The sequence below is a fragment of the Streptomyces venezuelae genome (assembly GCF_008642355.1).
In the GTDB taxonomy this organism is placed as follows: domain Bacteria; phylum Actinomycetota; class Actinomycetes; order Streptomycetales; family Streptomycetaceae; genus Streptomyces; species Streptomyces venezuelae_B.
The window spans coordinates 3251300-3277758 of the sequence record NZ_CP029193.1 but is presented as its reverse complement, the minus strand read 5'-3'; the positions used below and the strand labels follow the sequence as shown (position 1 = coordinate 3277758).

Annotated in this window: 20 protein-coding genes; 13 read left to right on the top strand and 7 right to left on the bottom strand. The window is 72.1% G+C overall.

Annotated elements, in window-relative coordinates:
• Positions 1–43: 43 nt before the first annotated feature.
• Both DEJ47_RS15115 and DEJ47_RS15110 read right to left on the bottom strand, forming a co-directional pair.
• Positions 44–1309 carry an LCP family protein gene (locus DEJ47_RS15115; protein WP_150168652.1) on the bottom strand — a complete coding sequence of 422 codons (1266 nt, stop codon included), beginning with the start codon at positions 1307–1309 and terminating at the stop codon, positions 44–46.
• A 213-nt stretch (positions 1310–1522) separates the two neighbouring features.
• Positions 1523–2287: a TIGR03089 family protein gene (locus DEJ47_RS15110; RefSeq protein ID WP_150168650.1), complete on the bottom strand. Its 765-nt coding sequence runs from the start codon at positions 2285–2287 to the stop codon at positions 1523–1525.
• Positions 2288–2425: 138 nt separating this feature from the next.
• Here DEJ47_RS15110 and DEJ47_RS15105 point away from each other — a divergent pair, with 138 nt between their 5' ends.
• The 3 genes from DEJ47_RS15105 to DEJ47_RS15095 all read left to right on the top strand — a co-directional run bounded on the left by DEJ47_RS15105 (position 2426) and on the right by DEJ47_RS15095 (position 6217).
• Positions 2426–3904, top strand: a complete 1479-nt coding sequence (locus tag DEJ47_RS15105) for a peptidoglycan recognition protein (protein ID WP_190415426.1) — start codon at positions 2426–2428, stop codon at positions 3902–3904.
• A 123-nt stretch (positions 3905–4027) separates the two neighbouring features.
• A complete protein-coding gene (locus DEJ47_RS15100) occupies positions 4028–5110 on the top strand; it encodes a sugar phosphate nucleotidyltransferase (RefSeq protein WP_150168646.1) in 1083 nt (360 codons plus the stop codon).
• A 102-nt stretch (positions 5111–5212) separates the two neighbouring features.
• A complete protein-coding gene (locus DEJ47_RS15095) occupies positions 5213–6217 on the top strand; it encodes a DNA-3-methyladenine glycosylase family protein (protein ID WP_150168644.1) in 1005 nt (334 codons plus the stop codon).
• A 192-nt stretch (positions 6218–6409) separates the two neighbouring features.
• On the opposite strand, the gene DEJ47_RS15090 is transcribed toward DEJ47_RS15095, so the two are convergent.
• The 3 genes from DEJ47_RS15090 to DEJ47_RS15080 are packed head-to-tail and all read right to left on the bottom strand — an operon-like array spanning position 6410 to position 9283.
• A complete protein-coding gene (locus DEJ47_RS15090; RefSeq protein ID WP_411757265.1) occupies positions 6410–7771 on the bottom strand; it encodes a coenzyme F420-0:L-glutamate ligase in 1362 nt (453 codons plus the stop codon).
• Positions 7772–7776: 5 nt separating this feature from the next.
• Entirely contained in the window at positions 7777–8733 is a 957-nt protein-coding gene (cofD, locus tag DEJ47_RS15085) for a 2-phospho-L-lactate transferase (RefSeq protein ID WP_150168639.1), read from the bottom strand.
• Between the two features lie 34 nt (positions 8734–8767).
• On the bottom strand, positions 8768–9283 hold the full coding sequence (locus tag DEJ47_RS15080; RefSeq protein WP_150168637.1) for a cysteine dioxygenase: 516 nt from the start codon (positions 9281–9283) through the stop codon (positions 8768–8770).
• Positions 9284–9918: 635 nt separating this feature from the next.
• Here DEJ47_RS15080 and DEJ47_RS15065 point away from each other — a divergent pair.
• The 3 genes from DEJ47_RS15065 to DEJ47_RS15055 all read left to right on the top strand — a co-directional run bounded on the left by DEJ47_RS15065 (position 9919) and on the right by DEJ47_RS15055 (position 15613).
• Positions 9919–10182 carry a WhiB family transcriptional regulator gene (locus tag DEJ47_RS15065; protein WP_016642094.1) on the top strand — a complete coding sequence of 88 codons (264 nt, stop codon included), beginning with the start codon at positions 9919–9921 and terminating at the stop codon, positions 10180–10182.
• Between the two features lie 242 nt (positions 10183–10424).
• The gene (locus DEJ47_RS15060; protein WP_150168633.1) at positions 10425–14126 is read left to right on the top strand and encodes a glycosyltransferase family 2 protein; all 3702 of its coding nucleotides are present in this window, start codon (positions 10425–10427) and stop codon (positions 14124–14126) included.
• A complete protein-coding gene (locus tag DEJ47_RS15055) occupies positions 14123–15613 on the top strand; it encodes a DUF5719 family protein (RefSeq protein WP_150168631.1) in 1491 nt (496 codons plus the stop codon). The genes DEJ47_RS15060 and DEJ47_RS15055 overlap by 4 nt, the downstream gene beginning before the upstream one ends.
• Before the next feature lie 28 nt (positions 15614–15641).
• Here DEJ47_RS15055 and DEJ47_RS15050 read toward each other — a convergent pair whose 3' ends face one another.
• Positions 15642–16094, bottom strand: a complete 453-nt coding sequence (locus tag DEJ47_RS15050; RefSeq protein ID WP_150168629.1) for a metallopeptidase family protein — start codon at positions 16092–16094, stop codon at positions 15642–15644.
• 262 nt (positions 16095–16356) lie between these two features.
• On the opposite strand from DEJ47_RS15050, the gene DEJ47_RS15045 reads away from it, so the two are divergent.
• The 7 genes from DEJ47_RS15045 (at position 16357) to DEJ47_RS15015 (ending at position 23927) form a co-directional block, all read left to right on the top strand.
• Complete coding sequence (locus tag DEJ47_RS15045; RefSeq protein WP_150168627.1) at positions 16357–16779, top strand: DUF3499 domain-containing protein; 423 nt, start codon at positions 16357–16359, stop codon at positions 16777–16779.
• A 111-nt stretch (positions 16780–16890) separates the two neighbouring features.
• On the top strand, positions 16891–18507 hold the full coding sequence (locus DEJ47_RS15040; protein WP_150168625.1) for an L-lactate permease: 1617 nt from the start codon (positions 16891–16893) through the stop codon (positions 18505–18507).
• Positions 18508–18618: 111 nt separating this feature from the next.
• The gene (locus DEJ47_RS15035; RefSeq protein WP_150168623.1) at positions 18619–19983 is read left to right on the top strand and encodes a phosphomannomutase/phosphoglucomutase; all 1365 of its coding nucleotides are present in this window, start codon (positions 18619–18621) and stop codon (positions 19981–19983) included.
• Positions 19984–20199: 216 nt separating this feature from the next.
• On the top strand, positions 20200–20376 hold the full coding sequence (locus DEJ47_RS15030; protein WP_150168621.1) for a Trm112 family protein: 177 nt from the start codon (positions 20200–20202) through the stop codon (positions 20374–20376).
• 85 nt (positions 20377–20461) lie between these two features.
• Entirely contained in the window at positions 20462–21661 is a 1200-nt protein-coding gene (locus DEJ47_RS15025) for an SIS domain-containing protein (RefSeq protein ID WP_150168619.1), read from the top strand.
• A 46-nt stretch (positions 21662–21707) separates the two neighbouring features.
• Positions 21708–22859: a mannose-6-phosphate isomerase, class I gene (gene manA / locus DEJ47_RS15020; protein ID WP_150168617.1), complete on the top strand. Its 1152-nt coding sequence runs from the start codon at positions 21708–21710 to the stop codon at positions 22857–22859.
• 108 nt (positions 22860–22967) lie between these two features.
• Positions 22968–23927 (top strand): cation diffusion facilitator family transporter, encoded by a 960-nt coding sequence (locus DEJ47_RS15015; protein ID WP_150168615.1) that lies wholly within the window; start codon positions 22968–22970, stop codon positions 23925–23927.
• 74 nt (positions 23928–24001) lie between these two features.
• Here the strand turns inward: DEJ47_RS15015 and DEJ47_RS15010 are convergent, their stop codons facing one another.
• Positions 24002–26119, bottom strand: a complete 2118-nt coding sequence (locus tag DEJ47_RS15010) for a fructose-specific PTS transporter subunit EIIC (protein ID WP_150168613.1) — start codon at positions 26117–26119, stop codon at positions 24002–24004.
• Positions 26120–26459: the final 340 nt, after the last annotated feature.

The following is a 26459-nucleotide window of genomic DNA, read 5'->3' as shown; positions in this document are numbered from 1 at the left end:
GCCCTATTTCTTAGTGGGGCGAGCCCTTCCCTTGGGGATCGTTTTACTCACAGGTGGATCGGGCGGCCGTGTTGCCCCGGAATGTCGGGGCGGGTGACGGCGTCTCCGAGGGATCGTCGGGCTTCTCGTCACCGCTCTCGTACTCACCGGCTCCGTCGTCGCCCTCTTCGTACGCGCTCTCCGACGATTCCTGGCGGGCCTGTTCCGCCGGCTGTCGCGGGTCGACGGTCACGGGGGCGTCCGCGCGCAGCCGCGCGAAGAGCTCTTTGGCCGCGGGCTCGACGAGCTCGTCGCGATTGACGTCGTACGTGTACGACTGGCGCGGCACCGTGAGGAACTGCACCCGTTCCGTGGGGATATTGCGCATGCCGCGCACCAGTTCGTACAAACCCCGCAGACTCGCGAGTCCCGGGTCGGTCGTCAGCGAGGAAGTCGCCGCGTCGAGAACGGGATACAGCTTCGTCGGATTCAGCAGGACGTCATTGCTCTGCACCTTGTTGACGAGCGCGCCGAGGAACTCCTGCTGACGGTCCATCCGGTCGGTGTCGCTGCCATTGCCCAGGCTCTTGCGGGCGCGCACAAAACCCAGGGCCTGTTCGCCGTTGAGGGTCCGCAGTCCCGGCGCGAGCTTCACGTGTGCGTCGGAGTCGTCGATCGGCGCCCGCAGGCAGACCTGCACGCCGTCAACGGCGTCGACCATGTCCTTGAACCCCGCGAAGTCCACGACCATGTGGTGGTCGACGCGGATGTCGGTGAGCTTCTCGACGGTACGGATCGTGCAGGCGGTCCCGCCGAACTCGAAGGCCCAGTTGAACTGCGCGAACTGCGGCTGCGTCCGGGAGCCGTCCGGCTTGCGGCAGCTGGGGATGTCCACCATCAGGTCGCGCGGGATCGACACGGCGGTCGCGCTGCGCCGGTCGGCGGCCAGGTGCAGCAGGATCGTGGTGTCGGAGCGCTCGGTGCCGGGGTCCCTGCCGTACTTGCGGTTGCCCTGTCCGGCGCGGGTGTCGGAACCGAGCAGCAGAATGTTCTGCGCGTCGTGCACGAGCGGGGTGGGCCGCTCCTTGTCGTAGCGGGCGAGCTCGGCGGCGGCGTCCGTGTCCGTGGTGATGTTCCCGTTGAGCTTCTGATACGCGGCCCATCCGAGGCCGCCGACACCGAGCACGACGACGGCGACGCCCACGGCGCAGTACCGTGCCCAGCGCCGCCTCCGCCCCACCCCACTGGCACTGGCGCCCGCACCGGGCCCATGGGGCGCTCCCGCCCCACTGTCCCCGCCCCCGGAGTGGCTGCCGACATCCTCACTCACGCGCGCATCCACCCCTCACGGCTACGTAGCTGCGTACTGCGTCCACTACGACCATGACCCGCACCGACGCGGTGGGCCTCTGGACCGGGGGAGACGTTGCGCCGAACGGGGGAGGCGGGAACGGCGCGGGCGGGTTTTCGGGGGCGCGGGGAACTGCGCGACCGGCCACGACGGACCCGCACTCGGAGGGGGCCTCAGCCCCCGGTCCAAGGCCTACCGCCGCACGACCCCCACCCGCTCATCCTCCACCCGCTTCTCCAGCCCACCGTCCCCCAACCGCTCCAGGTTCCGGCAAAGCACCACAGAACCACCCCCGGCCAGCGCAGCGAAAAGCCCCGCACTGAGCCCGTCCCACGTCCCGTAGGAAAGCCCGGACAGCACACGAACCCCGCCCTCACCGCCCCCGGGCCGCCCCAACCGCCCCGCGTCCTCCCGCGACCGAGCGACAACCTCCGCCCCCGTCAGCTCGACCCCGTCGACGACGAGTGCGACCTCGTCCGGGTCCACAGGGGCGTACGGAGCGAACCGGTCCCCCTGCCCCGGCACCTCCACCGCATAATCGGCGAAGCCATCCGGCGGCTGTGGAAAGCGCCCCCCAAGAGGCCGCAGCGCAAGAGCGATGCGCTCCCCGGAGCACGCCCGCGCCGCGTCCAACGAGTCCGGCCCGCTCACGACGAGATCCGCCGACGCGGGATCGCCGCCCACGTCCGCGACCACACCCACCGACGAACAGGCGAGCAGCCACACGGCCGTCTGCCAGTGCGCGGGCAGCAGCAGCACGGCCCGGTCGCCCGGCTCCGCGGAGAGGTCGCCCTGAAGCAGGTTGGCCGTCTTGGCCACCCAATTGGCGAAGGTGGCGACGGACAATTCCACCCGCTCACCGGTGGCGTCGTCGTAGAAGGTGACCAGTGGGCGGCCCGGGTCCGAGGCGAGCGCGGATCGCAGCAGGTCGGCAGGGGTGCGGTCGTTGGCGTTCACGGGCGCAAGCGTACGCGGACCACCGCGCGCCCCCGGCGTGGCGGGGGAGTGCCGCGTGACCGGATCGCCCACACTTGGCCGACGCCCCGTCAGTTTCCCAATGGACAGAAATGCACCGCTATGCCAACGATCGTACGTATGCGTGGATTTCTAGCTTCCTCGATCGGCGTCACGTGCGCGGCCGCTCTGGCCCTGCCCCTCACACTGCCGTCGTCCGGCGCCCGAGCCGCGGCGCCCGGCGCACCGTCGGCGGCCGGGCCCGCCACGGAGGCGGTCCCCGGCAGCACCCAGTCCATCCCGCTCACCCCACTCGCCTCCGACCGCGCACTCGGCTCGTCCGGGGCGCACGAACAGGGCCTCGGCCGGCGCGATGTCCGCCCCTTCTCCCTGGTGGGCGTCGTCTGGGACGACCCCGAAGCCGAGCTGCACGGCACGGTCCAGGTCCGCACGCGCGCGACCGGCACCACCACCTGGTCCGCCTGGCAGCACCTGGAGACGCACAACCACGAGCACGCCGCCGACCCCGACACCCCGGAACGCGCCGCGGGCACGGTCCGCGGCTCGACCGCGCCGCTGTGGGTCGGCGACTCGGACGGCGTGGAGATCCGCGTACGAGCGGAACCCGCGAACCGGTCAGAACCCGCGAGCCCATCAGGCCCCGCGAAACCCTCGCAACCCACGGCCCCCTCACAGCCCACGGCCCCCTCACAACTCAAGGCCCCCTCACAGCCCACGGACCCGTCACAACCCGCGAACCCCTCCCCACCCGCCCTCCTCCCCGAAGGCCTCCGCCTGGAGCTCGTCGACCCGGGGGAGGACCCGCCCGCACAGCCCCCCGGGCGCAAGGCACCGCGCGCCCCCTCGGCGAGCGAGCTGTCCGCCGCGTCCTCCGCCGTCAACGCGGACCTCGCACCCATCGGCGCCTCCGTGATCCCCGCCCTGACGAAGCGGCAGACGGAGGACGACCTCATCGCCGCGCGCGGCGGCAAGGCGGAGCCCCAGGCCCGCCCGTACATCGGGCCGCGACCGCGCATCATCACCCGCAAGGGCTGGGGCGCCGACGAGAAGCTCCGCGAGAAGCGCTTCGCGTACACGAAGACGGTGAAGGCCGCCTTCGTCCACCACAGCGCGACCGGCAACTACTACCGCTGCTCACAGTCCGCCGCGGTGATCCGCAGCATCTACCGGTTCCACGTGAAGAGCAGCGGCTGGCGCGACCTCGGCTACAACTTCGCCATCGACAAGTGCGGAAACATCTACGAAGGACGTGCCGGAGGTGTGGCCAAGCCGGTCATGGGGGCCCACACTCTCGGATTCAACACCAACAGCACGGGCATCGCCGTCCTCGGCACCTACAGCTACTCCACCCCGCCGAAGGCGGCCGTGAACGCCATCGCCCGGCTGACCGCGTGGAAGCTCGGCCTGCACGGAGCCAATCCGCGCGGTACTACCTACCTGAAGTCGGGCGGTGGCAACCTGTACAAGAAGGGCAAGAACGTCAGGCTCCGCGTGATCTCCGGGCACCGGGACGGATTCGCCACGGAGTGCCCCGGCAGCCGTCTGTACCAGAAGCTCGGCAAGGCCCGGTCCGCCTCGGCCCGCTTCCAGGGCCGCTGAGGACACGCGCCACCCGAACGCTCGCACCACCCGCACGCCCTGCACGACCTGCACATCCGTCTGCATACACTGGCCGGCCGAAACGCAAGTTCGGCCGGCCCCAGCAGGAAGCAGAGACGACAGGTGACAGAAGCGATCCTCCTGGTCGGCGGCAAGGGAACCCGGCTGCGGCCCCTCACGGTCCACACCCCCAAACCGATGGTTCCGGCGGCGGGCGTCCCGTTCCTCACCCACCAGCTGGCGCGGGCCCGCGCGGCCGGCGTGGACCACATCGTCCTCGCCACCTCCTACCTCGCCGAGGTCTTCGAGCCGTACTTCGGGGACGGCTCGGCCCTCGGCCTGCACATCGAGTACGTCACGGAGACCGAGCCCCTCGGCACGGGCGGCGCGATCCGCAACGTGGCGTCGCGGCTGCGCTCAGGACCCGACGAACCGGTCCTGATCTTCAACGGCGACATCCTCACCGGCCTGGACATCCGCGCCCTCGTCGCCACCCACGAGGAGTCCGGCGCCGACGTATCGCTGCACCTCACGAAGGTCGACGACCCGCGCGCGTACGGCCTGGTCCCCACCGACGCGACCGGCAGGGTCACCGCCTTCCTGGAGAAGCCGCAGACCCCCGAGGAGATCGTCACCGACCAGATCAACGCGGGCGCGTACGTGTTCCGCCGCTCGGTCATCGACACGATCCCCGCGGGACGCCCCGTCTCCGTCGAACGCGAGACCTTCCCCGACCTGCTCGCCTCCGGCGCCCACCTCCAGGGCATGGTCGACTCGACGTACTGGCTGGACCTGGGGACGCCCCAGGCGTTCGTACGCGGCTCCGCGGACCTCGTCCTCGGGCGCGCGCCCTCTCCCGCGGTGCCCGGACGCTGCGGCGAGCACCTGGTCATGGCCGGGGCCGCGGTGGCTCCCGGCGCGAAGCTCACCGGCGGCACGGTGATCGGCGAGAACGCGGAGGTGGGGGAGGGTGCGCGGATCTCCGGCAGCACGGTCCTCCCGGGCGCGGTCGTCGAACCCGGCGCGGTCGTCTCGGACTCCCTGATCGGCGTGGGCGCCCGGGTCGGGGCGCGCTCGACGCTCGCGGGGGCGGTGATCGGCGACGGCGCGACGGTCGGCGCGGACAACGAGCTGCGCGACGGCGTACGGGTGTGGTGCGAGGCGACGCTGCCGGCGGGCGCGGTCCGCTTCTCCTCGGACCAGTAGAAGCACACACACGCACGCAGACGCGCGGACGCACACGCGCACGCACACACGCAGACGCGCACCGGGGACGGGGCGCCCCAGGTGTCCCCTACCCTCGTACACATGTCATCCCGTTTCGCCCCGCGCCCCACACGCACCACTGTGCGCGGCGGCGAAACGGCGGTACCCACCGGCGTCCCCCGCCAGGCCACCGCGGCCCGGACCCGCACCTGGCAGCCCCCTTACCAGCTGGACCTGGGCCTGACCCTGGGCCCGCTGCGGCGCGGCCCGGGGGACCCCACTTTCCGTACGACGCCGGACGGCTCGGTGTGGCGCGCGAGCCGCACGCCACTGGGTCCCGGCACGCTGCGGGTCGCCGCGCGCGGCGGTGCGGTGGAGGCGGAGGCGTGGGGTCCGGGAGCCCCCTGGCTCCTCGACGGCCTCCCCGCCCTGCTGGGCGCGACGGACGACCCCGCGCTGTTCACCCCGCGCCACCGGTTGGTCGCGACAACGGCCCACCGCCGCCCGGGGCTGCGCCTGACCCGTACGGGCCTGGTCCTGGAGTCCCTGATCCCCTCCATCCTGGAGCAGAAGATCACGACGGGGGAGGCGTACCGTGCGTGGCGCCTCCTGGTCCGCAAGTACGGAGAGCCGGCGCCCGGACCGACCCCCGCGCAGGCCCGCATGTACGTGATGCCGGACCCGCGCACCTGGGCCTTGATCCCGTCCTGGGAGTGGCACAAGGCGGGCGTCGACAACAAGCGGTCGTCCACGATTCTGCGCGCGGTGGCACGGGCGGCACGCCTGGAGGAGGCGGCGTCCATGGACCCTCCGCAGGCCCAGACGCGCCTGGAACTCATCCCCGGCATCGGCCCCTGGACATCGGCCGAGACGGTCCAGCGCAGCAACGGAGCGCCCGACGCGGTGACGGTGGGCGACGTCCACCTCCCCGGGATCATCGGCCATGCCCTGGCGGACAACCGCGACGCGGACGACGCGGCGATGCTCGCCCTTCTCACCCCTTACGAGGGCCAGCGCCACAGAGCGGCCCGCCTGATCCTCCTGAGCGGCCGAACCCCACCCCGCAGGGACCCCAAAATGCGCAAAACGAACATCGCCCTCTGGTGACCTGAGACTTCATCTCCGTCTGCCCTGGTGGGGGCGGGCCGCGCAGTTCCCCGCGCCCCCCAACCCACCCGCCACACCCCGCCCACATGGCGCCGAACGGACAGCCCGGAACGTCAAGGCGCCGGGCAAGGGTTCAGGGCACGGGAACTGCGCGAAACAACCCACGACCAGCACCCGACAACAGCCGGACGCTCAACGAACCGTCACGAAGGACTCGACGGCTCGCCCAGCCCGCGCCGCCGGCTCGCTCACCGGATGTCCCACAGCCACCGCCCCCATGGGATCCCAGGACTCCGGCAGCCCCAGAACATCCCGCACCACATCCCGACAGAACATCGTCGAGGAGACCCACGCGGACCCGAGCCGCTCCCCGGCCAACGCGACCAGGAAGTTCTGCACGCCCGCCCCCATCGAGACGACGAACATCTCCCGCTCGGCCGCATCCCGCCGCGCGTCCCCGTACGTATGGGAGCCGTCCATGACCAGACAGGGCACGACCAGACAGGGCGCCTTGCGCAGGACGTCCCCCCGCCGCACCCGCTTCGCGATGGACTCCTCCGACTTGCCGTCCCGCCGGAGGTCCGCGACCCAAGCGTCCCGCATCGCGTCGAGCAACTCGACCCGCGACGCCGCGGATTCGAGGAGCACGAAGCGCCACGGCGTCGTGTGGTGCGGCGCGGGCGCGGTCACCGCCGCCGCGACGGCCCGCCGCACGGCGCCCGGGTCGACCTCCTCGTCGGTGAACTCCCGCACGGTCCGCCGCCGGGTCACCGCCTCACGTACCGCCTCGGACGTCCCGAGCCGGAACATGTCGTCCCGCGCGCCGCGCACCAGTGCCCGAGCACCGGCATCCACGTCATCGACGCCGCCCCGGTCGTCCGCCCCCACAACCGTCCGCGAAAGGCCCCGAACCACCGCGACCGGCAGCCCCGCGGCCTTCCCCTTCACCAGGTCCCCCGCCGCGGCGAGCTCGTCCGCCGTGGCGACGACCGTGGCGCCGAGCGGATTGCCGTACGCGTCCTCGCTGCCCCGCAGGTCGTCGAGGACGCGAACGCCCGCCGCCCCGATGGCGACATCGGTGAGACCGGCCCGCCAGGGCCTGCCGAACGTGTCGGTGACGATGACGCCGACGTCGACCCCCAGCGCGTCCCGCAACCCCTCGCGCACCGCGCGGGCCGACGCGTCGGGATCGACCGGCAGCAACAGCACCGTCCCCGCGGGCGTGTTCGACGCGTCGACGCCCGCCGCCGCCATCACGAGCCCCTGCCGGTTCTCGACGATGCGCAGCGTCCCGCGGCGCGCGACCACCCGTACCGTCTCCGCGTCGATCGCCGCATCCCGGTCGGCCGCCTCGACGATCCGCCCCTCCGCCTTGCTGACGATCTTGGAGGTGACGAGCACGACGTCCCCGTCGGCGAGCCCCGGCTCGGCGGCCGCGATGAGCTTGGCGAGGTCGTCGCCCTGGCGCACCTCCGGCAACCCGGGCACGGCCCACACGTTGTACGACGGCGAGGCCGCAGGAGTCACAGGGGACACAGAGTCCGCAGGGTTCACAGACGTCACGCCCGTACCTCCGAGGCCAGCGCGAGCGCCTCGCGGGCCATCTGCGCGGTCGCGTCGAGGTCGCTCATCATCAGCGGCACGGCCCGGCACCGGATCCCCGCCTCCTCGACCCGCTCGACCACGCCCGCGTCGACGCTGTCGACGAGCCAGCCGTCGAGGAGCCCGCTTCCGTAGTGCTCGGCGACGGCCGCGGCGCTGGTCTCCACGCCGACGGCGGCGAGCATCTTGTCGGCCATGCCCCGCACGGGCGCGTCGCCGACGATGGGGGAGAGGCCGACGACGGGCACGCCCGCGTCGGCGATGGCCTCGCGGATGCCGGGCACGGCGAGGATCGTGCCGACGCTGACGACGGGGTTGGACGGCGGGAAGAGCACGACGTCGGCCTCGGCGATGGCTTCCAGGACGCCGGGTGCCGGCTTGGCCTGCTCGGCGCCGACGGGCACCACGGCGTGCGCGTCCACGGAGGCGCGCAGCCGTACCCAGTACTCCTGGAAGTGCACGGCTTTCTGTTCGCCGTCCACGGTGACCGCGACGTGCGTCTCGATGCGGTCGTCGGACATGGGGATGAGCCGCACCCCGGGCTGCCACCGCTCGCACAGTGCCTCGGTGACGGCGCTGAGCGGGTATCCGGCGCCCAGCATCTGCGTCCGCACGATGTGCGTGGCGAAGTCGCGGTCGCCGAGCCCGAACCATTCGGGCCCGACTCCGTAGGCCGCGAGTTCTTCCTTGACCTTGAACGTCTCGTCCGTACGCCCCCAGCCCTGCTCTTCGTTGATGCCGCCGCCGAGCGTGTACATCACGGTGTCGAGGTCGGGGCAGACCTTGAGACCGAACAGGTGAATGTCGTCACCGGTGTTGCCGATGACCGTGATGTCCGCGTCGGGCGCGGCCTTCTTGAGGCCACGGAGGAAACGGGCGCCGCCGATGCCGCCGGCCAGAACCACAATGCGCATGGCCCCCAGCATGTCAGGCGCATACGACACCGTGTCAGGCGGTTACGACATCCTCCGCGGCGTCCGGCGCGACGGAGGCGGCGCACTGGGCGGAGTGCATCGGCATCTCGGTGAGGCCGGGGTAGTAGATGTGCAGGCTGACGGCGGGTTCCAGGGAGTCGTTGACGACTTCGTGGACGTACCCCGGCGCGAAGACGCGCTGCGCGCCCGCGCCGAGCGCCCGTGTGCCGCGTTCCGTGCGCTCGGTCAGCTCGCCCTGGAGGAGGGTGAGGACGCCGGAGGAGCGGCCGTGGTCGTGCAGGCCGCTGCCCTGGCCGGGGACCCAGGAGAGCAGCCACACCTCGTAGCCGGGTCCTGTGCGCAGGCGGTGGTACCAGCGGCTGGTGGCGTCGTACTCGACGAGGTGCTCCCACTGGGAGCGGTCGGCGGCGATGGCGCGGGCGAGGCCGACGAACTCGGCCACGGTGGCGGGGTGCTCGCGGGCGGGCTGCAGGAGGTGGGGGACTTCGAGGATGTCGCCGGCGATCTGGAGGTCGCTGTCGCTGTTCATCGTGCGGTGGTTCCTCAACGTAAGAGTGCTGGGGTGTCGCGAAGGAGGTGAAGCGCAGGGAGAGCAGTGAGAGAAAGGTCGAGTGATGGGACGGCTCTACAGCTGGAGTGGACTCAACAGCTGGAGCAGGAACAGCAGCAGCGCGCGTGGGCAGCACCGATGGACCCGCAGGTGCGGGTCATCGAAAGAGCCAGGTTCGCGAGCATGCCCACCAGAACAGCGGCTTACACCTCCGGTGTCAACTCAATGTCCACTATGTGGAATATGTTTCACCTCATCCGGTTGTTCTGTCAGGCGAAAGGTTTGTGCAGATGCCCCTCCGGACACATGGCGCAGCAACCGACGCTCAAACATCGTCGTCTTTCTCGTTGAGACCCGACCGGGTGATCTCCGACTGAGATCACTTTTTGGGGGAACGTGTTGCGGAGCGCCGGACGGGCTGCCGAACGGTGTCATGGTTTAGGCCGATTTGAACACTTTCCGCACAGCCTTGGTTCCGCAGAGTGAATAAGGGGCCCAATAGCAGATCTCGGCTTGACTGGCCCGGATCGGCACACTTGTAATTTCACTCGTGTCGTTCACCCGAAACCGGCACAGCAGCACCACGGGGACGCACAGACAGACGAGGGGCGCACATGACCGAGCTGGTTCAGGAACTGCTGGTCGAGGACGCGGACGAGGAACTCGGCTGGCAGGAGCGCGCACTGTGCGCCCAGACCGACCCCGAGTCCTTCTTCCCCGAGAAGGGCGGCTCCACGCGCGAGGCGAAGAAGGTCTGCCTCGCCTGCGAAGTCCGTTCCGAATGCCTTGAGTATGCACTCGCGAACGACGAACGATTCGGTATCTGGGGCGGCTTGTCCGAGCGTGAACGCCGCCGACTGAAGAAGGCCGCGGTCTGACCCCCCGTCGGCTCGCGCCGCACGACCGGTACGGCAGCCGTCACGGCGACCCGTACGCCGCCGATACGGCACACATGTCCCACAATCCATGCGCAACGAACGGCCCGTCGCCCGAGGGTTATCCACAGGCGGCGGGCCGTTCCTGTGCCAGCCGTTAGTGTGGGGCCCCGTCCGAGACGCCCCGGCGCCCCCGCAGGGCGCAGGCGTCCACCGCAGTCCATCGAACCGGGGCCCGTACCTCGATGTCCGTGCACAGCCATTCGGCGACCCACCAAGGGGCCGCCGCCGCCGGGTTCGACCCGAGCGACCCGCCCGCGTTCCCGCGGCACATCGTGACCGCCGTCCTCGTCTCCCACGACGGTGCCCGCTGGCTGCCCGACGCCCTGGCCGGGCTCCTCGGCCAGGAGCGCCCCGTGCAGAACGCCGTGGCGGCGGACACCGGCAGCGCGGACGACTCCGCCCGCCTGGTCGCCGAGGCCCTCGGCGCCGACCGCGTGCTGCACCTCGCCCGCCGCTCCGGTTTCGGCACCGCCGTCGACGAGGCCGTCCGCACCGCCGCCGTCCTCACCCCGGAAGAGCTGCCGTACCTGAAGCGCCCCAGCGGCTGGGACCCGGTGAGCCGCACCTGGCGCGACGAGGCGTACGACATGCCGGAACTGCCGCACGGCGAGCCCGTGCAGTGGCTCTGGCTGCTCCACGACGACTGCGCGCCCGACCCCGACGCCCTCTCCGAAATGCTCCGCGTCGTCGAGAACGAACACGAGCTCGGCAAGGAAGTCGCCGTCGTCGGCCCCAAACTCCGCGGGTGGTACGACCGCAGGCAACTCCTCGAAGTCGGCGTCTCCATCGCCAACAGCGGCCGCCGCTGGACCGGCCTCGACCGGCGCGAACAGGACCAGGGCCAGCACGACCACGTCCGCCCCGTGCTGTCCGTCTCCACCGCGGGCATGCTGATCCGCCGCGACGTCTACGAACAGCTGGGCGGCTTCGACCGCCGCCTGCCCCTCATGCGCGACGACGTCGACCTGTGCTGGCGCGCGCACGCCGCGGGCCACCGCGTCCTCGTCGCCCCCGACGCCGTCGTCCGGCACGCCGAGGCCTCCTCGCGCGAGCGCCGCACCGTCGACTGCGTGGGCCGCACGGCGACGTCGCCGCACCGCGTCGACAAGGCCGGCGCCACGTACACCCTGCTCGTCAACGCCCGCTCCGCCGTGCTCCCCTGGGTGCTCTTCAGAGTCGTCTTCGGCACCCTCCTGCGCACCGTCGCCTACCTCGTCGGCAAGGCGCCCGTGCAGGCCCTCGACGAAGTCGCGGGACTCCTCGCCACCCTGCTGCGGCCCGGCCGCGTCCTCGCCGCCCGCAAACAGCGCGGCAAGCCCGTGCCCGACGCGGGCGAGATGCGCGCCCTCTTCCCGCCGCCCGGTGCCACCGTGCGCGCCACCTTCGAACAGGCCGCGGGCAGTCTCGTCGGACGCAACGACGCCGAGGCTCCCGCGGGCGCGGGACGGCACGGAGCCGTCGAGTCAGGTCCCGGCGGCGACGACGCCGACTTCCTGGAGATCGAGCAGTTCGCCCGCCTCAAGCGCATCGCCCGCAAACCGGGACCGATGCTCTTCGTGGTACTCCTCTTCGCGTCCCTCATCGCCTGCCGCGCCCTGCTCGGCTCCGGCGCCCTCGCGGGCGGCGCCCTGCTGCCCGCGCCCGCCGACTCCTCCGACCTGTGGGCGCGCTACCTGGACGTCTGGCACCCCGTCGGCACCGGCGGCACCCAGGGCGCACCCCCCTGGATCGCGCTCGTCGCGGGCCTGTCCACACTCTTCTTCGGGTCCACCGGACTCGCGGTCACGGTGCTGCTCGTCGGCTCCGTCCCGCTGGCCGGCTTCGCCGCGTACTTCGCCTCGCGCCCGCTCGTCACCAGCCGCCTGCTGCGTGCCTGGGCATCCATCGCGTACGCCTTCCTGCCCGCCGCCACCGGCGCCCTCGCGGGCGGCCACATCGGCACCGCCGTGCTCGCCGTCCTGCTGCCGCTCATCGCCCGCGCGGGCATCGCCGCGAGCGGCCTCGCCGCCCCGGAAGGCACCCGTGGCACGTGGCGCGCCACCTGGGCGTACACCCTGCTCCTGACCCTCGCCACGGCCTTCACGCCCATCGTCTGGCCGATCGCCCTGGTCCTCGGCCTCGCCCTCCTCGTGGTGCGCCGCGGCGACATCACGGCGTACGGCCTGCGGTTCCTCGCCGCACTCGGCACCCCGCTGCTCGTCCTCGCCCCCTGGTCCCTGACGCTGCTGCCCTTCGGCTTCTTCAAGGAAGCGGGCCTGGAGTTCGGCGCCGACTCCGCGACCGCCACCGACCTGCTCGGCGCGAGCCCCGGCGGCCCCGGCACCGTGGACGGCCTGCTGCTCATCGGCATCGTCCTCGCCGCGCTCGGCGCCCTGCTGCGCGCCGAGCGGCAGCGCGCGATCCGCACCGCGTGGGCCGCCGCCCTCGTCTCGCTGGTCTTCGCCGTCCTGTCGAACGGCTCGACCTGGGCAGGGCCCGCCACGCTCGGCTACGGAATCGCGCTCCTCGCCGCCGCCGCACTCGGCGCCGACGGGGCACGCGCGCGTGTCGCCGAGCAGAGCTTCGGCTGGCGCCAGCCGGTCGCCGCGCTCATCGCGTTCGCCGCCGCTGCGGGACCGCTGCTCGTCGCCGCCGGCTGGATGATCGGCGGCGCCGACGGCCCGCTGGAGCGCCGCGACCCCGTGCAGGTGCCCGCCTTCGTCGCGGAGGAGAGCGGCACGGAGGACCAGGCCCGCACCCTCGTCCTCGGCAGCGAATCCGCCGCCCAGGTCTCCTACTCGCTCGTACGGGGCTCGGGCGCCCGGCTCGGCGACGCGGAACTCGCCGCGGCTGCCGCCGACGACGAGCGGCTCGACAAGATCGTCGCCCGCCTCGTCGCGGGCTCCGGCGCCGACCAGGCGGACCAGCTCGGCGGCTACGCCGTGCGGTACGTCCTCGTACGCGACGGAGCGCCCCGCCAGATGAGCCGCACCCTGGACGCGACCCCGGGCCTGACCCGGCTCAGCCAGGAGGACGGCAGCGCGCTGTGGCGCGTGGACCGGCAGGTGGCCCGTGCCGCCGTCGTCCCGAGGACGGGTGACCCCGAGCCCGTGGCGGCAGGCCCCGTCGAGCTCCACACGAAGATCGAGTCCGGCGACGAGGGGCGCGTCCTGCGCCTCGCCGACTCCGCGGACCCGGGCTGGACGGCGACCCTCGACGGCCGCCCGCTGCCCCGCACCACGGTCGACGGCTGGGCGCAGGGCTTCGAACTGCCCACCGCGGGCGGCCACCTGGACGTCACGTACGACACCCCGATGACCCGCACGGCCTGGCTGTGGGCGCAGGGCGCGCTCGCCGTCGTCCTCGTGGTGATGGCCCTGCCGGGCCGCCGCCGCGACGTCGACGACGACCTGCCCGACGAGCCCGTCGTCCCGGCCCAGGCGGTCGAGGGCGAGGGCCGCAGGGCGCGCAGGCTGCGCGCCCAGAACGAGCAGGCGGCGCAGGAGGCCGGCCAGGACGTACCGCCGCCTCCTTCGGAGGAGGCGTTCGCCGCGGTCCCGCACCAGCAGACGCAGTCCTACGACGCGTGGGAGGCCCCGGCCCCCGCGGGCGCCGACCAGGGCGCGTACGACACGGGCCACCCCTATCAGGGCGGCCAGTACCAGGGCGGCCAGTACCCGTCCGGGACGTACGGGCAAGAGGCGTACCGGCAGGGCGCCTACCAGGATGGCGCCCAGTACGACCCGTACGCCTCCTACGGAGGAGCGGGCGGCGGCTACGGAGGGGAGCAGCAGTACGGGCAGTCCTTCGACGCCTCGTACGACGCCGCGTACGACCGCCACCAGCAGCACCAGGACCCGCCGCACGGCACCGACAGCGAGCGCCCCGACGGGAGCCAGCAGTGAACCGCACCACCCAGTCCCTGATCGCCGTGGTCGTCGCGCTCGGCGCCGTCACCGGGTTCGCCGCGTTCGGCGGCTCGGACGGCACGGACGACGCCGGGGCGAAGGCCGCGGCGCGGCTGCCCGTCGAGCGCACCAGCCTGCTCTGTCCGGTGCCCAGCTCCTCCGACCTCGCCGAGACCTCGTACACCGCGTACACGCCCAAGGCGGACGGCGCGGAGGCCAAGGGCAAGGCGGAACTGCTGCCCGTCAGCAAGGCACTCACGGACGCCGCCAAGGAGAGGGACAAGAAGGCCAAGCCCTTCCTGACCCAGAAGGCGCCCGGCGCGCCCGTCGCGGGCGAGGCGTCCGGCGCCGAGTCGCCCGCCCTGATCGGCACGGCCGACGGCGCGCTCGCCCCCGGCTGGACCGTGCAGCAGACCACGACGTACGCGGCGGGCAGCGGCCGCGGCATGCACGGCACCAACTGCACGGCGCCCGACACGGACTTCTGGTTCCCCGGCGCGAGCACCGCCAAGGACCGCAGCGACTACATCCACCTCACCAACCCCGACGACTCCGCCGCCGTCGTCGACGTGGAACTCTTCGGCCCCGACGGCGAGGTCACGTCCGCGGTGGGCGACTCGATCCAGGTCCAGCCGCACTCCAGCGTCCCGGTGCTGCTGTCCACGCTCGCCGACAAGAAGGTCACCGACCTCACCATGCACGTGACCGCGCGCAGCGGACGTGTCGCGGCCGCCGTGCAGTCCTCCGACGAGAAGCTGGGCGGCGACTGGCTGCCCGCGTCGGCCGACCCCGCCGACCGCCTCGTCCTGCCCGGTATCCCCAAGGACGCCACCTCGGTCCGCCTGGTGGCGTACGCGCCGGGCGCCGACGACGCCGACCTGAAGGTCCAGCTCGCCTCGCCGACCGGCACCATCACCCCGGCCGGGCACGAGAGCCTCCAGGTCAAGTCCGGCATGACGGCCGCCGTCGACCTGGGCGACGTCACCAAGGGCGAGGCGGGCTCGCTGGTCCTGTCGCCCACCGACAGGCCGGTGCCCGTGGTGGCGGCCCTGCGGGTCACCCGCGGCAAGGGCAGCAAGCAGGAGACGGCGTTCATCCCGGCGACGCCCGCGGTCGGCGCGCGCTCCACGGTCGCCGACAACCGCGCGAAGGGCTCCACGCTCTCCCTCGTCGCCCCGGAGAAGTCGGCGAAGGTGAAGGTCACGGCGTCCGCGGGGACCGAGGGCGGTTCCCCGGCCACCAAGACGTACACGGTCAAGGGCGGCACCACCCTGGAGATCGCGGACCCGCCGAAGCCCGCGGGCCTGAAGGGTGCGTACGCGCTCACGGTCGAGCCGGTCTCCGGCGGCCCGGTCCACGGATCGCGGATGCTGTCCGTGCCGGAGGAGGGCCTCCCCATGTTCACCGTCCAGCCGCTGCCGGACGACCGGGGGACGGTCGAGGTGCCAAAGGCGGAGCGGGACCTGGCGGTGCTTCAGAAGTGAAAACAGCGTCCCGCGCGGGGGTGTCGGTTCACTCCTCGTCCCCGTAGCGCGGGTCCACCGACTCGGGGGAGAGGCCGAGCAGCTCGGCGACCTGCTCGACGACCACCTCGTGCACGAGGTGCGCCCGCTCTTCGCGTCCCTTGGTGCGGATCTCCACCGGGCGGCGGTAGACGACCACCCGCGCGGGCCGCCCCTCGGCCGCCGAGATCGTGCCGCCCAGCGGCACCACCTCGTCCTGCCAGTCCGCGTCGGGCCCGCCCACGGGCGGCACCTCGAGAACCACGAACTCGATCTCCGTGAGCTGCGGCCAGCGCCGCTCCAGGCGTTCCACGGAGTCCTGCACGAGGTCGGTGAAGGCCTCCCCACGGCTGGTGGAGAGCGGTACCTGGGGCGGAGCCACGGGGCCGCGCATGCCCCGGCCGTGGCGGTCGCGGCGGCGGGGCCTCGGGTCGGCGGCGCGGGGCTGTACGGGGTCTTCCATCACTGACGAAGCGTAGTCCCCGAGATCGACCTTTCCGCGCGGTGCGTGACATGTCGCTTCCCGACCGTTCGCGACGAGCTTGGACTCAATTCCGTATCTCTCCTGGACCGTCGATCTCACGCCAAATGACCTGATCTGAGCCATGTGGTGACCGGATTCAACACCACCCGCCCCTGTGGCCACTGGTGTCTTCGCAGGTCAAGCAGGTGTTCGGATGACGCGCCGGTGGACGAGACGTCACACGACACGGTGGAGTGACCTCATGGAGAGTCGTCGCGGCCCGCTCAAGAGTGCGGTACCGTCCAACGCTGTGAGCCCTGTACGTCGCTGTTCGCGCACCGCTTGCGGCCGTCCCGCCGTCGCGACGCTGACGTACGTCTACGCCGACTCGACCGCGGTCCTCGGCCCCCTCGCCACCTACGCCGAACCCCACTGCTACGACCTGTGCGCCGAGCACTCCGAGCGCCTCACCGCACCCCGCGGCTGGGAGGTCGTCCGCCTCGCCGACGCCTCGGGCCCGGCCCGCCCCTCCGGCGACGACCTCGAAGCGCTCGCCAACGCCGTGCGCGAGGCCGCCCGCCCCCAGGAGCGCGCGGCGGAGGCCGGCGGCGGCCCCCGCAGGGCCGACCCCATGGAGGTCGCACGCCGCGGCCACCTGAGGGTGCTGCGCTCACCGGACAACTGAGCCCTCCCTCACCACCTCTGCGCCCTTCACCGGATCTTCTCCGTCCGCATCGTTGACGCGCCTTCGACACGGCCCTGAGGATTTCGCCACCCCACAGCCGGGAGGCGTCCTGTGTACGTGCAGCAACTGGAGCCCGTGGCCGACTCGCTCGGCCTGTCCGCACTCGTCGCGACCCTGCCCCTCCTGACCGTCCTCGTCCTCCTCGGCGCCGTCCGCATGAAAGCCCACAAGGCCGGACTCATCGGCCTCGCCGTCGCCGTCCTCGTCGCCTGGCTCGCGTACGGCATGCCGCTCGGCCAGACCGCATCCAGCGCCGCCCAGGGCGCCCTCTTCGGGCTCTTCCCCATCCTGTGGATCGTCGTGAACGCCCTGTGGGTGTACCGCATGACGGTCCGCACCCGGCACTTCGACATCCTGCGCCGCTCCTTCGGCAGGCTCTCCGACGACCCCCGCATCCAGGCACTCGTCGTCGCGTTCTGCTTCGGCGCGCTCCTGGAGGCGCTCGCCGGCTTCGGGGCGCCCGTCGCGATCAGCGCCGTCATGCTCGTCGCCCTCGGCTTCGAGCCGGTGCGCGCCGCGGTCGTCGCCCTCGTCGCCAACACCGCACCCGTGGCCTTCGGCGCGATGGGCACGCCCGTGGTGACGCTGGCTCAGGTGACGGGCCTGCCGCTCGACACCGTCGCCACGGTCGTCGGCCGCCAGACACCCCTGCTCGCCCTGGTCGTGCCCCTCCTCCTCGTGGTCCTCGTCGACGGTCGGCGCGGACTGCGCGAGACCTGGGTCCCCGCCCTGGCCTGCGGGTTCGCCTTCGCCGTCGCACAGTTCGCGGCATCCAACTTCGTCTCCGCGCAGCTCGCCGACATCGGCGCGGCCCTGGCGGGCGCAGGCGCGCTCATGGCCGTCCCGCATGCGCGCAGGCCCGTCGCCGAACCCGTCCGCGCCGCCGTCCTCACCGGCGCACGCAGCGACGACCTCGACCAGGACGACGCGCGCCCCGAAGTGCTGCGCGCCTACGCCCCGTACGCCCTCATCGTCGCCGTCTTCTCCCTCGCCCAGATCCCCGCGGCCAAAGACGTCCTCGCGAAAGCCACCCGCACCTTCGACTGGCCCTTCCTGAACGTCGCCGACCCCTCGGGCGACCCGGTCGGCGGCAACGTCTTCTCGCTGCCGCTCGTGTCCACGGGCGGGACGCTGGTACTGCTCGCGGGCGTCGGGACGGCCGCCGTCATCGGGGTCCACGCGCGCGTGGCGGTACGCGAATGGGCGGCCACCGTCCACGAACTGCGCTTCGCCATCCTCACCGTGACATCCGTACTGGCCCTCGCGTACGTCATGAACCTCTCCGGACAGGCCGCCACGATCGGGCACTACGTAGCGGCCGCCGGCGCGGGACTCGCCTTCCTGTCACCCGTGCTGGGCTGGTTCGGCGTCGCGGTCACCGGCTCCGACACCTCCGCCAACGCCCTGTTCGGCGCCCTCCAGGTGACGGCCGCTCAACAGTCCGGTCTCTCCCCGGAACTCCTCGCCGCCGCCAACAGCTCCGGCGGCGTCCTCGGCAAGATGATCTCCCCGCAGAACCTCACGATCGCGTGCGCCGCCGTCGGACTCGCGGGCAAGGAGGGCGACCTGCTGCGCAAGGTGCTGCCGTGGAGCCTCGGCCTGCTCCTGGTGATGTGCCTGATCGTCGTGGGGCAGAGCACGGCCGTCCTCGGCTGGATGCTGCCGTGACGTGTCCGTGGCCGGGCCCCGGCCCGCTGTCGGCGTCAGCGGGTAGTTTTGTGATGCGCGGAGGACTCTCCGCACGCGCTGAACTCGCAGAACCTGCAGAGAGGGTTGGCCGTGACTGCTGATCTGTCCCAGATCGTGAAGGCGTACGACGTCCGCGGGGTGGTCCCGGACCAGTGGGACGAATCGCTCGCCGAGCTGTTCGGGGCCGCCTTCGCAAAGGTCACGGTCGCGGACGCGATCGTCGTCGGCCACGACATGCGCCCGTCGTCGCCGGGCCTCTCGCGGGCCTTCGCGCGCGGCGCCGCCGCCCTCGGCGTCGACGTCACCGAGATCGGGCTGTGCTCGACGGACCAGCTGTACTACGCGTCCGGGGCGCTGAACCTGCCGGGCGCGATGTTCACGGCCTCGCACAACCCCGCCCAGTACAACGGCATCAAGATGTGCCGCGCCGGAGCCGCCCCCGTCGGCCAGGACACCGGCCTCGCCGAGATCCGCGCCCTCGTGGAGCGCTGGCGCGACTCCGGGGCCCCCGAGTCCGCGGCGACCCCCGGCACCGTCACCCGACGCGACACCCTCACCGACTACGCGGCGCACCTGCGCGGCCTCGTCGACCTCACCGCCATCCGCCCCCTCAAGGTCGTCGTCGACGCGGGCAACGGCATGGGCGGCCACACGGTCCCCACCGTCTTCGAAGGCCTGCCCCTCGAACTCGTGCCGATGTACTTCGAGCTCGACGGCACCTTCCCCAACCACGAGGCCAACCCGCTGGACCCCGCCAACATCGTGGACCTGCAGGCGCGGGTCCGCGAGGAGGGCGCCGACCTCGGCATCGCCTTCGACGGCGACGCGGACCGCTGCTTCGTCGTCGACGAGAACGGCGACCCGGTCTCCCCGTCGGCCATCACCGCCCTGGTCGCCTCCCGCGAGCTGGCCAAGCACGGCGGCAAGGGCACGGTCATCCACAACCTGATCACCTCCTGGTCGGTCCCCGAGGTCGTCAAGGAGAACGGCGGCACCCCGGTCCGCACGCGCGTGGGCCACTCCTTCATCAAGGCGGAGATGGCCAGGACCGGCGCGATCTTCGGCGGCGAGCACTCCGCGCACTACTACTTCAAGGACTTCTGGAACGCGGACACCGGCATGCTCGCCGCGCTCCACGTCCTCGCGGCCCTCGGCGGCCAGGAAGGCCCGCTCTCCGCACTCGTCGCCCAGTACGACCGGTACGCGGGCTCCGGCGAGATCAACTCCACCGTCGACGACCAGACCGCCCGCCTCGCCGCGATCAAGACGGCCTACGCCGACCAGGACGGCGTGACCATCGACGAGCTCGACGGCCTCACCGTCACCGCCGCCGACTGGTGGTTCAACGTCCGCGCGTCGAACACCGAACCCCTCCTGCGCCTGAACGTGGAGGCGCGCGACGAGACGACGATGACCAAGGTGCGGGACGAGGCGCTCGCGATCATCCGCGGCTGACGCACCCCCTGCGAGACACCTGACCTCCACCGGCCCCGCAGGCCCCGTACGACCCCCACGCCCCGCCCCGCACGGAGGTAGGCTGACCAGGCCGCATCCTGCGCGGCGGCGGCGCGGTCGCGCGGTCCCCGGCGGACCACCGCGCGCGAACACCCCGCGGCAGCGGCGCACCACGCAGCGCACCACCCATCACATCCGTTCGAAGGGACCCACCCCATGCCGCTCGAAGCCGGCCTCCTGGAGATCCTCGCCTGCCCGGCCTGCCACGCTCCCCTCAAGGAGACGGAGACCGAGCTGGTCTGCACGGCGGACGCCAAGGAGTGCGGCCTCGCCTACCCGCTCCGCGACGGCATCCCCGTACTCCTCGTCGACGAGGCGCGCCGCCCCGCCTAGGGCCCGTGCCGGACCCCGGCGCCACCCGCCGGTCACCGACCGGCACCCGCAGGAAGCCGCGCCCCGCGATCGGAGACCTGACCCCATGCTCGACGAGTCGCAGCTCGACGACCCCGAGGCGCTCGCCCGCGCCGACCGCCGCGGACTGCTCCGCGGCGCGGCGGAGGCAGGCGCCCGCGTCCGCACCGCCGTCCGGCACGCCGCGGAGGCGGGGCTGACGGAGCTCAAGCCCGACGGCCGCCCCCGCGCCGTCCTCATCGCGGGCCCCGGCACCGCCGCCGCCTGCGTCGCCGACCTCCTCGACGGCCTGATCGGCTCGGGCTGCCCCGTCATCCGGCTTGCCCCGACCGGCGTCGCACCCGCCGCCGGAGCCCTGCGCTGGGCCCTGCCCGGCTGGGTCGGCCCCGTCGACCTGCTGCTCATCGCCACCCCCGACGGCACCGAACCCGGCCTCTCCCTCCTCGCCGAGCAGGCCTACCGCCGCGGCTGCACCGTCGTCGCCGTCGCCCCCGTCCGCACCCCGCTCGCCGAGAGCGTGGAGGGCAGCCACGGCCTCACCGTGCCCCTGGCCTCCTCGCCCTACGGCGCGTACGAAGGCGCCAACGACGAAGCGACCCGGGGCGCCGCCTCGTACGAGGCACGTCGCGTCGAGGACGAGGCCGCGCCCGGCGCCCCCGGCACCCTGTGGGCCCTCCTCGTCCCGCTCCTCGTCCTCCTCGACCGCACCGGCCTGGTCGCCGCCCCTGTCGACGCCCTGCAGAAGGTCGCCGACCGCCTCGACCACGTCGCCGAACGCTGCGGGCCCGCCATCGCGACGTACAGCAACCCCGCCAAGACGCTCGCCGCGGAGCTCACCGACGCACTCCCGCTCATCTGGACCGAGGGGCAGTCCGCGGGCGCCGCGGGCCGCCGCTTCGCCGCCACCCTCGCCGAACTCGCCGGGCACGCCGCGCTCGCCGCCGAACTGCCCGAGGCGCTCCCCGCGCACGGCGCCGTCCTCGCCGGCAGCACCACGGGCGGCGGCGACACCGACGACTTCTTCCGCGACCGCGTCGACGACCCGGCGGCACTCCGCCCGCGCGTGGTGCTGCTCCGCGACCGCCCGACGGACGCCGGGGGCCTCACCGCCGCCCCCGCCGCCCGCGAACTGGCACACGGCCACGACGTGGCCCTCAGCGAGCTCGAACCGGAGACCGGCGACGAACTGGAAGCCCTCGCGGAACTGATCGCCGTCATGGATTTCGCCGCCGTTTACCTGGCGCTCGCCCCGGGCGACGGATCATGACGACCGCACTCGCGTACGCAGTAAGCAAGTAAGGGAGAGCCCCTCCGTGGACCGCCTCACCAACACCATCCGCCCCTACGCCTGGGGCTCCACCACCGCCATCGCCGAGCTCATCGGCGCCGAACCGAGCGGTGAACCACAGGCCGAGATGTGGATGGGCGCCCACCCCGGCGCGCCCTCGCGCACCGAGCGCGGCGCACTGAACGAGGTCATCGACGCGGATCCGGAACGCGAGCTCGGCACGGCGGCGACCGCCAAGTTCGGCCCGCGCCTGCCCTTCCTCCTCAAACTCCTCGCCGCCGGCGCCCCGCTCTCCCTCCAGGTCCACCCCGACCTCGCGCAGGCCAAGGAGGGATACGCGGACGAGGAGAACCGCGGCGTCCCCGTCGACGCCCCGCACCGCAACTACAAGGACGCCAACCACAAGCCCGAACTGATCTGCGCCCTGACGCCGTTCGACGGCCTCTGCGGCTTCCGCCCGCCCGCCGAGACCGCCGACCTCCTGGAGGCCCTGGAGGTCGACTCCCTCAAGCCGTACGTCGACCTGCTGCGCGCCCAGCCCGAAGAGGCCGCCCTGCGCGAGGTCCTGACGGCCGTCCTGACCGCCGACCCCGAGGAGATGGCCGAGACGGTCACCGAGGTCACGGCCGCCGCCCAACGCCTCGGCGGCGCCTACGAGCCCTACGCAGGCATCGCCCACCACTACCCCGGCGACCCCGGCGTCATCGCGGCGATGCTCCTCAACCACGTCCGGCTGCAGCCCGGCGAAGCCCTGTTCCTCGGCGCCGGCGTCCCGCACGCCTACCTCGACGGCCTCGGCGTCGAGATCATGGCCAACAGCGACAACGTCCTGCGCTGCGGCCTCACCCCCAAGCACGTCGATGTCCCCGAACTCCTGCGCGTCGTCCGCTTCGAGGCGACCGACCCCGGCGTCCTGCGCCCCGAGGCGTCGCCCGACGGCGAAGAGGTCTACGACACCCCCATCGACGAGTTCCGCCTCTCCCGCTTCGTCCTGCCCGAAGGCACCGCCCCGCACGACCTCACCGCCGCCACCCCGCAGATCCTGCTCTGCACGGCAGGCTCGGTCCGCGCGGGTGAACTGCCCCTGACACCCGGTCAGTCCGCATTCGTCCCCGCCGGCGAAACGGCCGAAGTGTCCGGTGCCGGCACGGTTTTCCGGGCCACTGTGGTGGCCTGACGCACCACCGCCCTCCCGTGCTGCAACAATGACCCACCGCAAAGACCGGGCAAAGCACGCCCGGCACCGTGGTCGGTACATACGAAGGCGAAGGGACACCCTGCACTCATGAGCGCGTCAGGCGGAACAAAGGCGATTGTCGCGGCACTCGCCGCGAACCTCGCGATCGCGGTGGCGAAGTTCGTCGCGTTCATCTTCAGTGGCTCGTCGTCGATGCTCGCCGAGAGCGTCCACTCACTCGCCGACTCCGGCAACCAGGGGCTGCTGCTCCTCGGCGGCAAGAAGGCGCAGCGCGAGGCGACCCCGCAGCACCCGTTCGGCTACGGCCGCGAGCGCTACATCTACGCCTTCCTCGTCTCCATCGTCCTCTTCTCGGTCGGCGGCATGTTCGCGATCTACGAGGGCTACGAGAAGATCAAGGACCCGCACGAGCTGGACCACTGGTACTGGCCCGTCGGAGTCCTCGTCTTCGCGATCATCGCGGAGAGCTTCTCCTTCCGTACGGCCATCAAGGAGTCCAACCAGACGCGCGGCGGCCTCAGCTGGACGCAGTTCGTGCGCCGCGCCAAGGCGCCCGAACTGCCCGTCGTCCTCCTGGAGGACCTCGGCGCCCTCGTCGGTCTGATCCTCGCCCTCGGCGGCGTCGGCCTCGCCCTCGCCACCGGCGACGGCGTCTGGGACGGCATCGGCACGCTCTGCATCGGTGTCCTGCTCATCCTGATCGCGATCATCCTGGCCGCGGAGACCAAATCCCTGCTGCTCGGCGAGGCAGCGGGCACGGAGGAGGTCGCCAAGATCGAGGAGGCCGTGGTCGACGGCGACACCGTCACCAAGGTCATCCACATGCGCACGCTCCACCTCGGCCCCGAGGAACTGCTCGTCGCCGCCAAGATCGCCGTGCAGCACGACGACACGGCCGTCGAGGTCGCCCACGCGATCAACGCCGCGGAGGAGCGCATCCGCGCCGCCGTCCCGATCGCCCGCGTCATCTACCTCGAGCCGGACATCTACAGCGAGTCGGCGGCAGCCGCGGGCGAGAACCCCGCGAAGTCGCCCGGCGGCCACTGAGCCTGCTCCGCTCCTACGTGGATGGGGCCCCGCACCTTCTCGGTGCGGGGCCCCATCCACGTACTCAGGACCTCCTACTGGACCTCGCGCAGCACGTCGAGGACCGCGGCGTCGTCCGGCGCGGCCTCCAGGCGCTCACGGAAGCCGGTGTCCATCAACTTCCGCGAGAGCAGGGCCAGAATCCGCAGATGCTCGTCGCCCGCCGCCGCCTCCGGCACGGAGATCATGAAGATCAGCTTGGCCTTCGTGCCGTCCAGCGAGCCCCACTCGACGCCCTCCGGCGACCGCGCGAACCCGACGAGCGGCGAGTCCACGGCATCCGTCTTGGCGTGCGGGATGGCGATCTCCTCGCCGAGCCCCGTGGTGCCCTGCGCCTCGCGCCGCAGCGCGGTCCGCACGAGCTCCTCGACGTCGTTGACCCTGCCGGTGGAGGCGAGCAGCGCCGCCAGCTCCCGGATGGCCGCTTCCTTGTCACCGGCGGCCAGCTGAACCTTGACGGTCTGCCGGGTCAGATAGCCGGAAAGAACCTCGCCGGTCTGCTCGTCCTCGCTCGGGCCGGGCGCGGCGGGCTGCTTCTGCGTCGCACGGTCCGGACCCTGCGAGGACCCGGCGGCGGCGGTCGCGCCATTCGCGGTGGCACCGGCCCCCGCGAGCACCGGCTCGGGACCGCCGAGGCCACCGTGCCCGCCCGGCGCGTCGACGACGGGAGCCCCGCGCCGCTTGCGCTCGCTCAGGTCGACCAGCGTCACGGTGGTGAGCGCCGTGACGACCGAACCGATGGCGATGGCGACGAAGAACATCGGCACACCGCCGACCGCGCCGAGCACCGCCACGATCGGCCCGCCGTGCGGCACCGCGTCCTTCACGCTCGCCATGCCGGCGATGGCACCCGCGACGGCACCACCGAGCATGTTGGCGGGGATGACCTGCGCGGGCCGCGCGGCGGCGAACGGAATCGCGCCCTCGGAGATCCCGAAGAACCCCATGAACAAGGATGCGAGCCCGGTCTCCCGCTCCTGCTCGCTGTAGAGCCGCTTGCGCAGCAGCGTCGCGAGACCCTGCCCGAGCGGCATGACCGGGATGGCCGCGGCGCACATGCCCATGACGGTCTGGTTGCCGGTGGCGATGAGCCCCGCGCCGAACAGGAAGGCGGTCTTGTTGACGGGACCGCCCATGTCGAAGGCGATCATCAGGCCGAGGATCGCGCCGAGCAGGATCGCACTCGTACCCGTCATCCCGCTGAGCCAGCTGGTCAGATGCTCGAAGACCCACGAGATGGGCTTGCCGATGACGTAGATGAAGAACAGTCCGAGCGCGGTCGTCGCGATGATGGGGATCACGATGATCGGCATGATCGGCTGGACGAACTTCGGGACCTTGACCTTCTTGATCCACAGCACCAGGTAGCCGGCCAGGAAGCCGGTGACGATGGCGCCGATGAAGCCCGCGCCCGCCTTGGAGTCGTACAGCTCGCCGGTGTTCGCGATCCAGCCGCCGATCATGCCCGGCACCAGCGCGGGCCGGTCACCGATGGCGTACGCGATGTATCCCGACAGGATCGGCACCATCAGCGTGAACCCGATGGTGCCGATCTGGTTGACGTGCATCCAGAACGAGTCGTCCGGAATGACGAGCCCGCCCTTGGGGTCGGTGTGCCCGCCGAGCGACAGCGAGATGGCGATCAGCAGCCCGCCCACCACGACGAACGGAATCATGTACGAGACGCCGTTCATCAGCGCCTTGTACGCGACGCTCCGCTCCCGGCCGCCACCGCTCCCTCCGCCGCCGGTCGCTGCGCTCTCCCCGGCCGCGCCACCGCCCGCACCCCCACCGTGCACGGGCGCGCTCCGCACCTGCTCGATGAGCTGCTCGGGCCGGCTGATGCCCTCGGAGACGCCGACGGACAGCACCCGCTTCCCGGCGAACCTGCTGCGGTCCACATCCTTGTCGGCTGCGATGATGATGCCGTCGGCTTGTCTGACATCGTTGTCAGTCAGGACGTTCTCGGCCCCGATGGAGCCCTGCGTCTCCACCTTCATGTCGACACCGAGGGACTCCGCGGCCTGCGAGAGCTTCTCGGCTGCCATGTACGTGTGAGCGATGCCGGTCGGGCAGGCGGTCACGGCGAGCAGCTTGAGCTTCCCGCCCTCGCCGCTGCCACCGCCTATGGGGGGATCGGCCGGACTGGTCACGTGGATCTCCTTAAGCCTCTTGCTCCGAACAAGATCGCGCAAATGTTCCCGATCTCAAGGCATCCTGCAACACATAAGCACAGGATCAAAAGCGCAAAGGTCCCATATCGTCCAGGTCTGACGGCCTTCTGTCGCGCCACCGGCCAGACATCACGTCCCCAGAGGCGGGCTGGGGCTTGCTGGGCCAATCGGTGTAGCTTGGAGACCGAGCCAGACGTCGCTGCTGATGGCGGTCGGGCGGTCCGCGACGGACTGTCCGAGGGAGAGAGGGCCTCCGACGGACTGCGCTGCGCGCGTCGGTGCGCCGGTGTGTTCACCTCGGTGTCCACACGTGTACCCA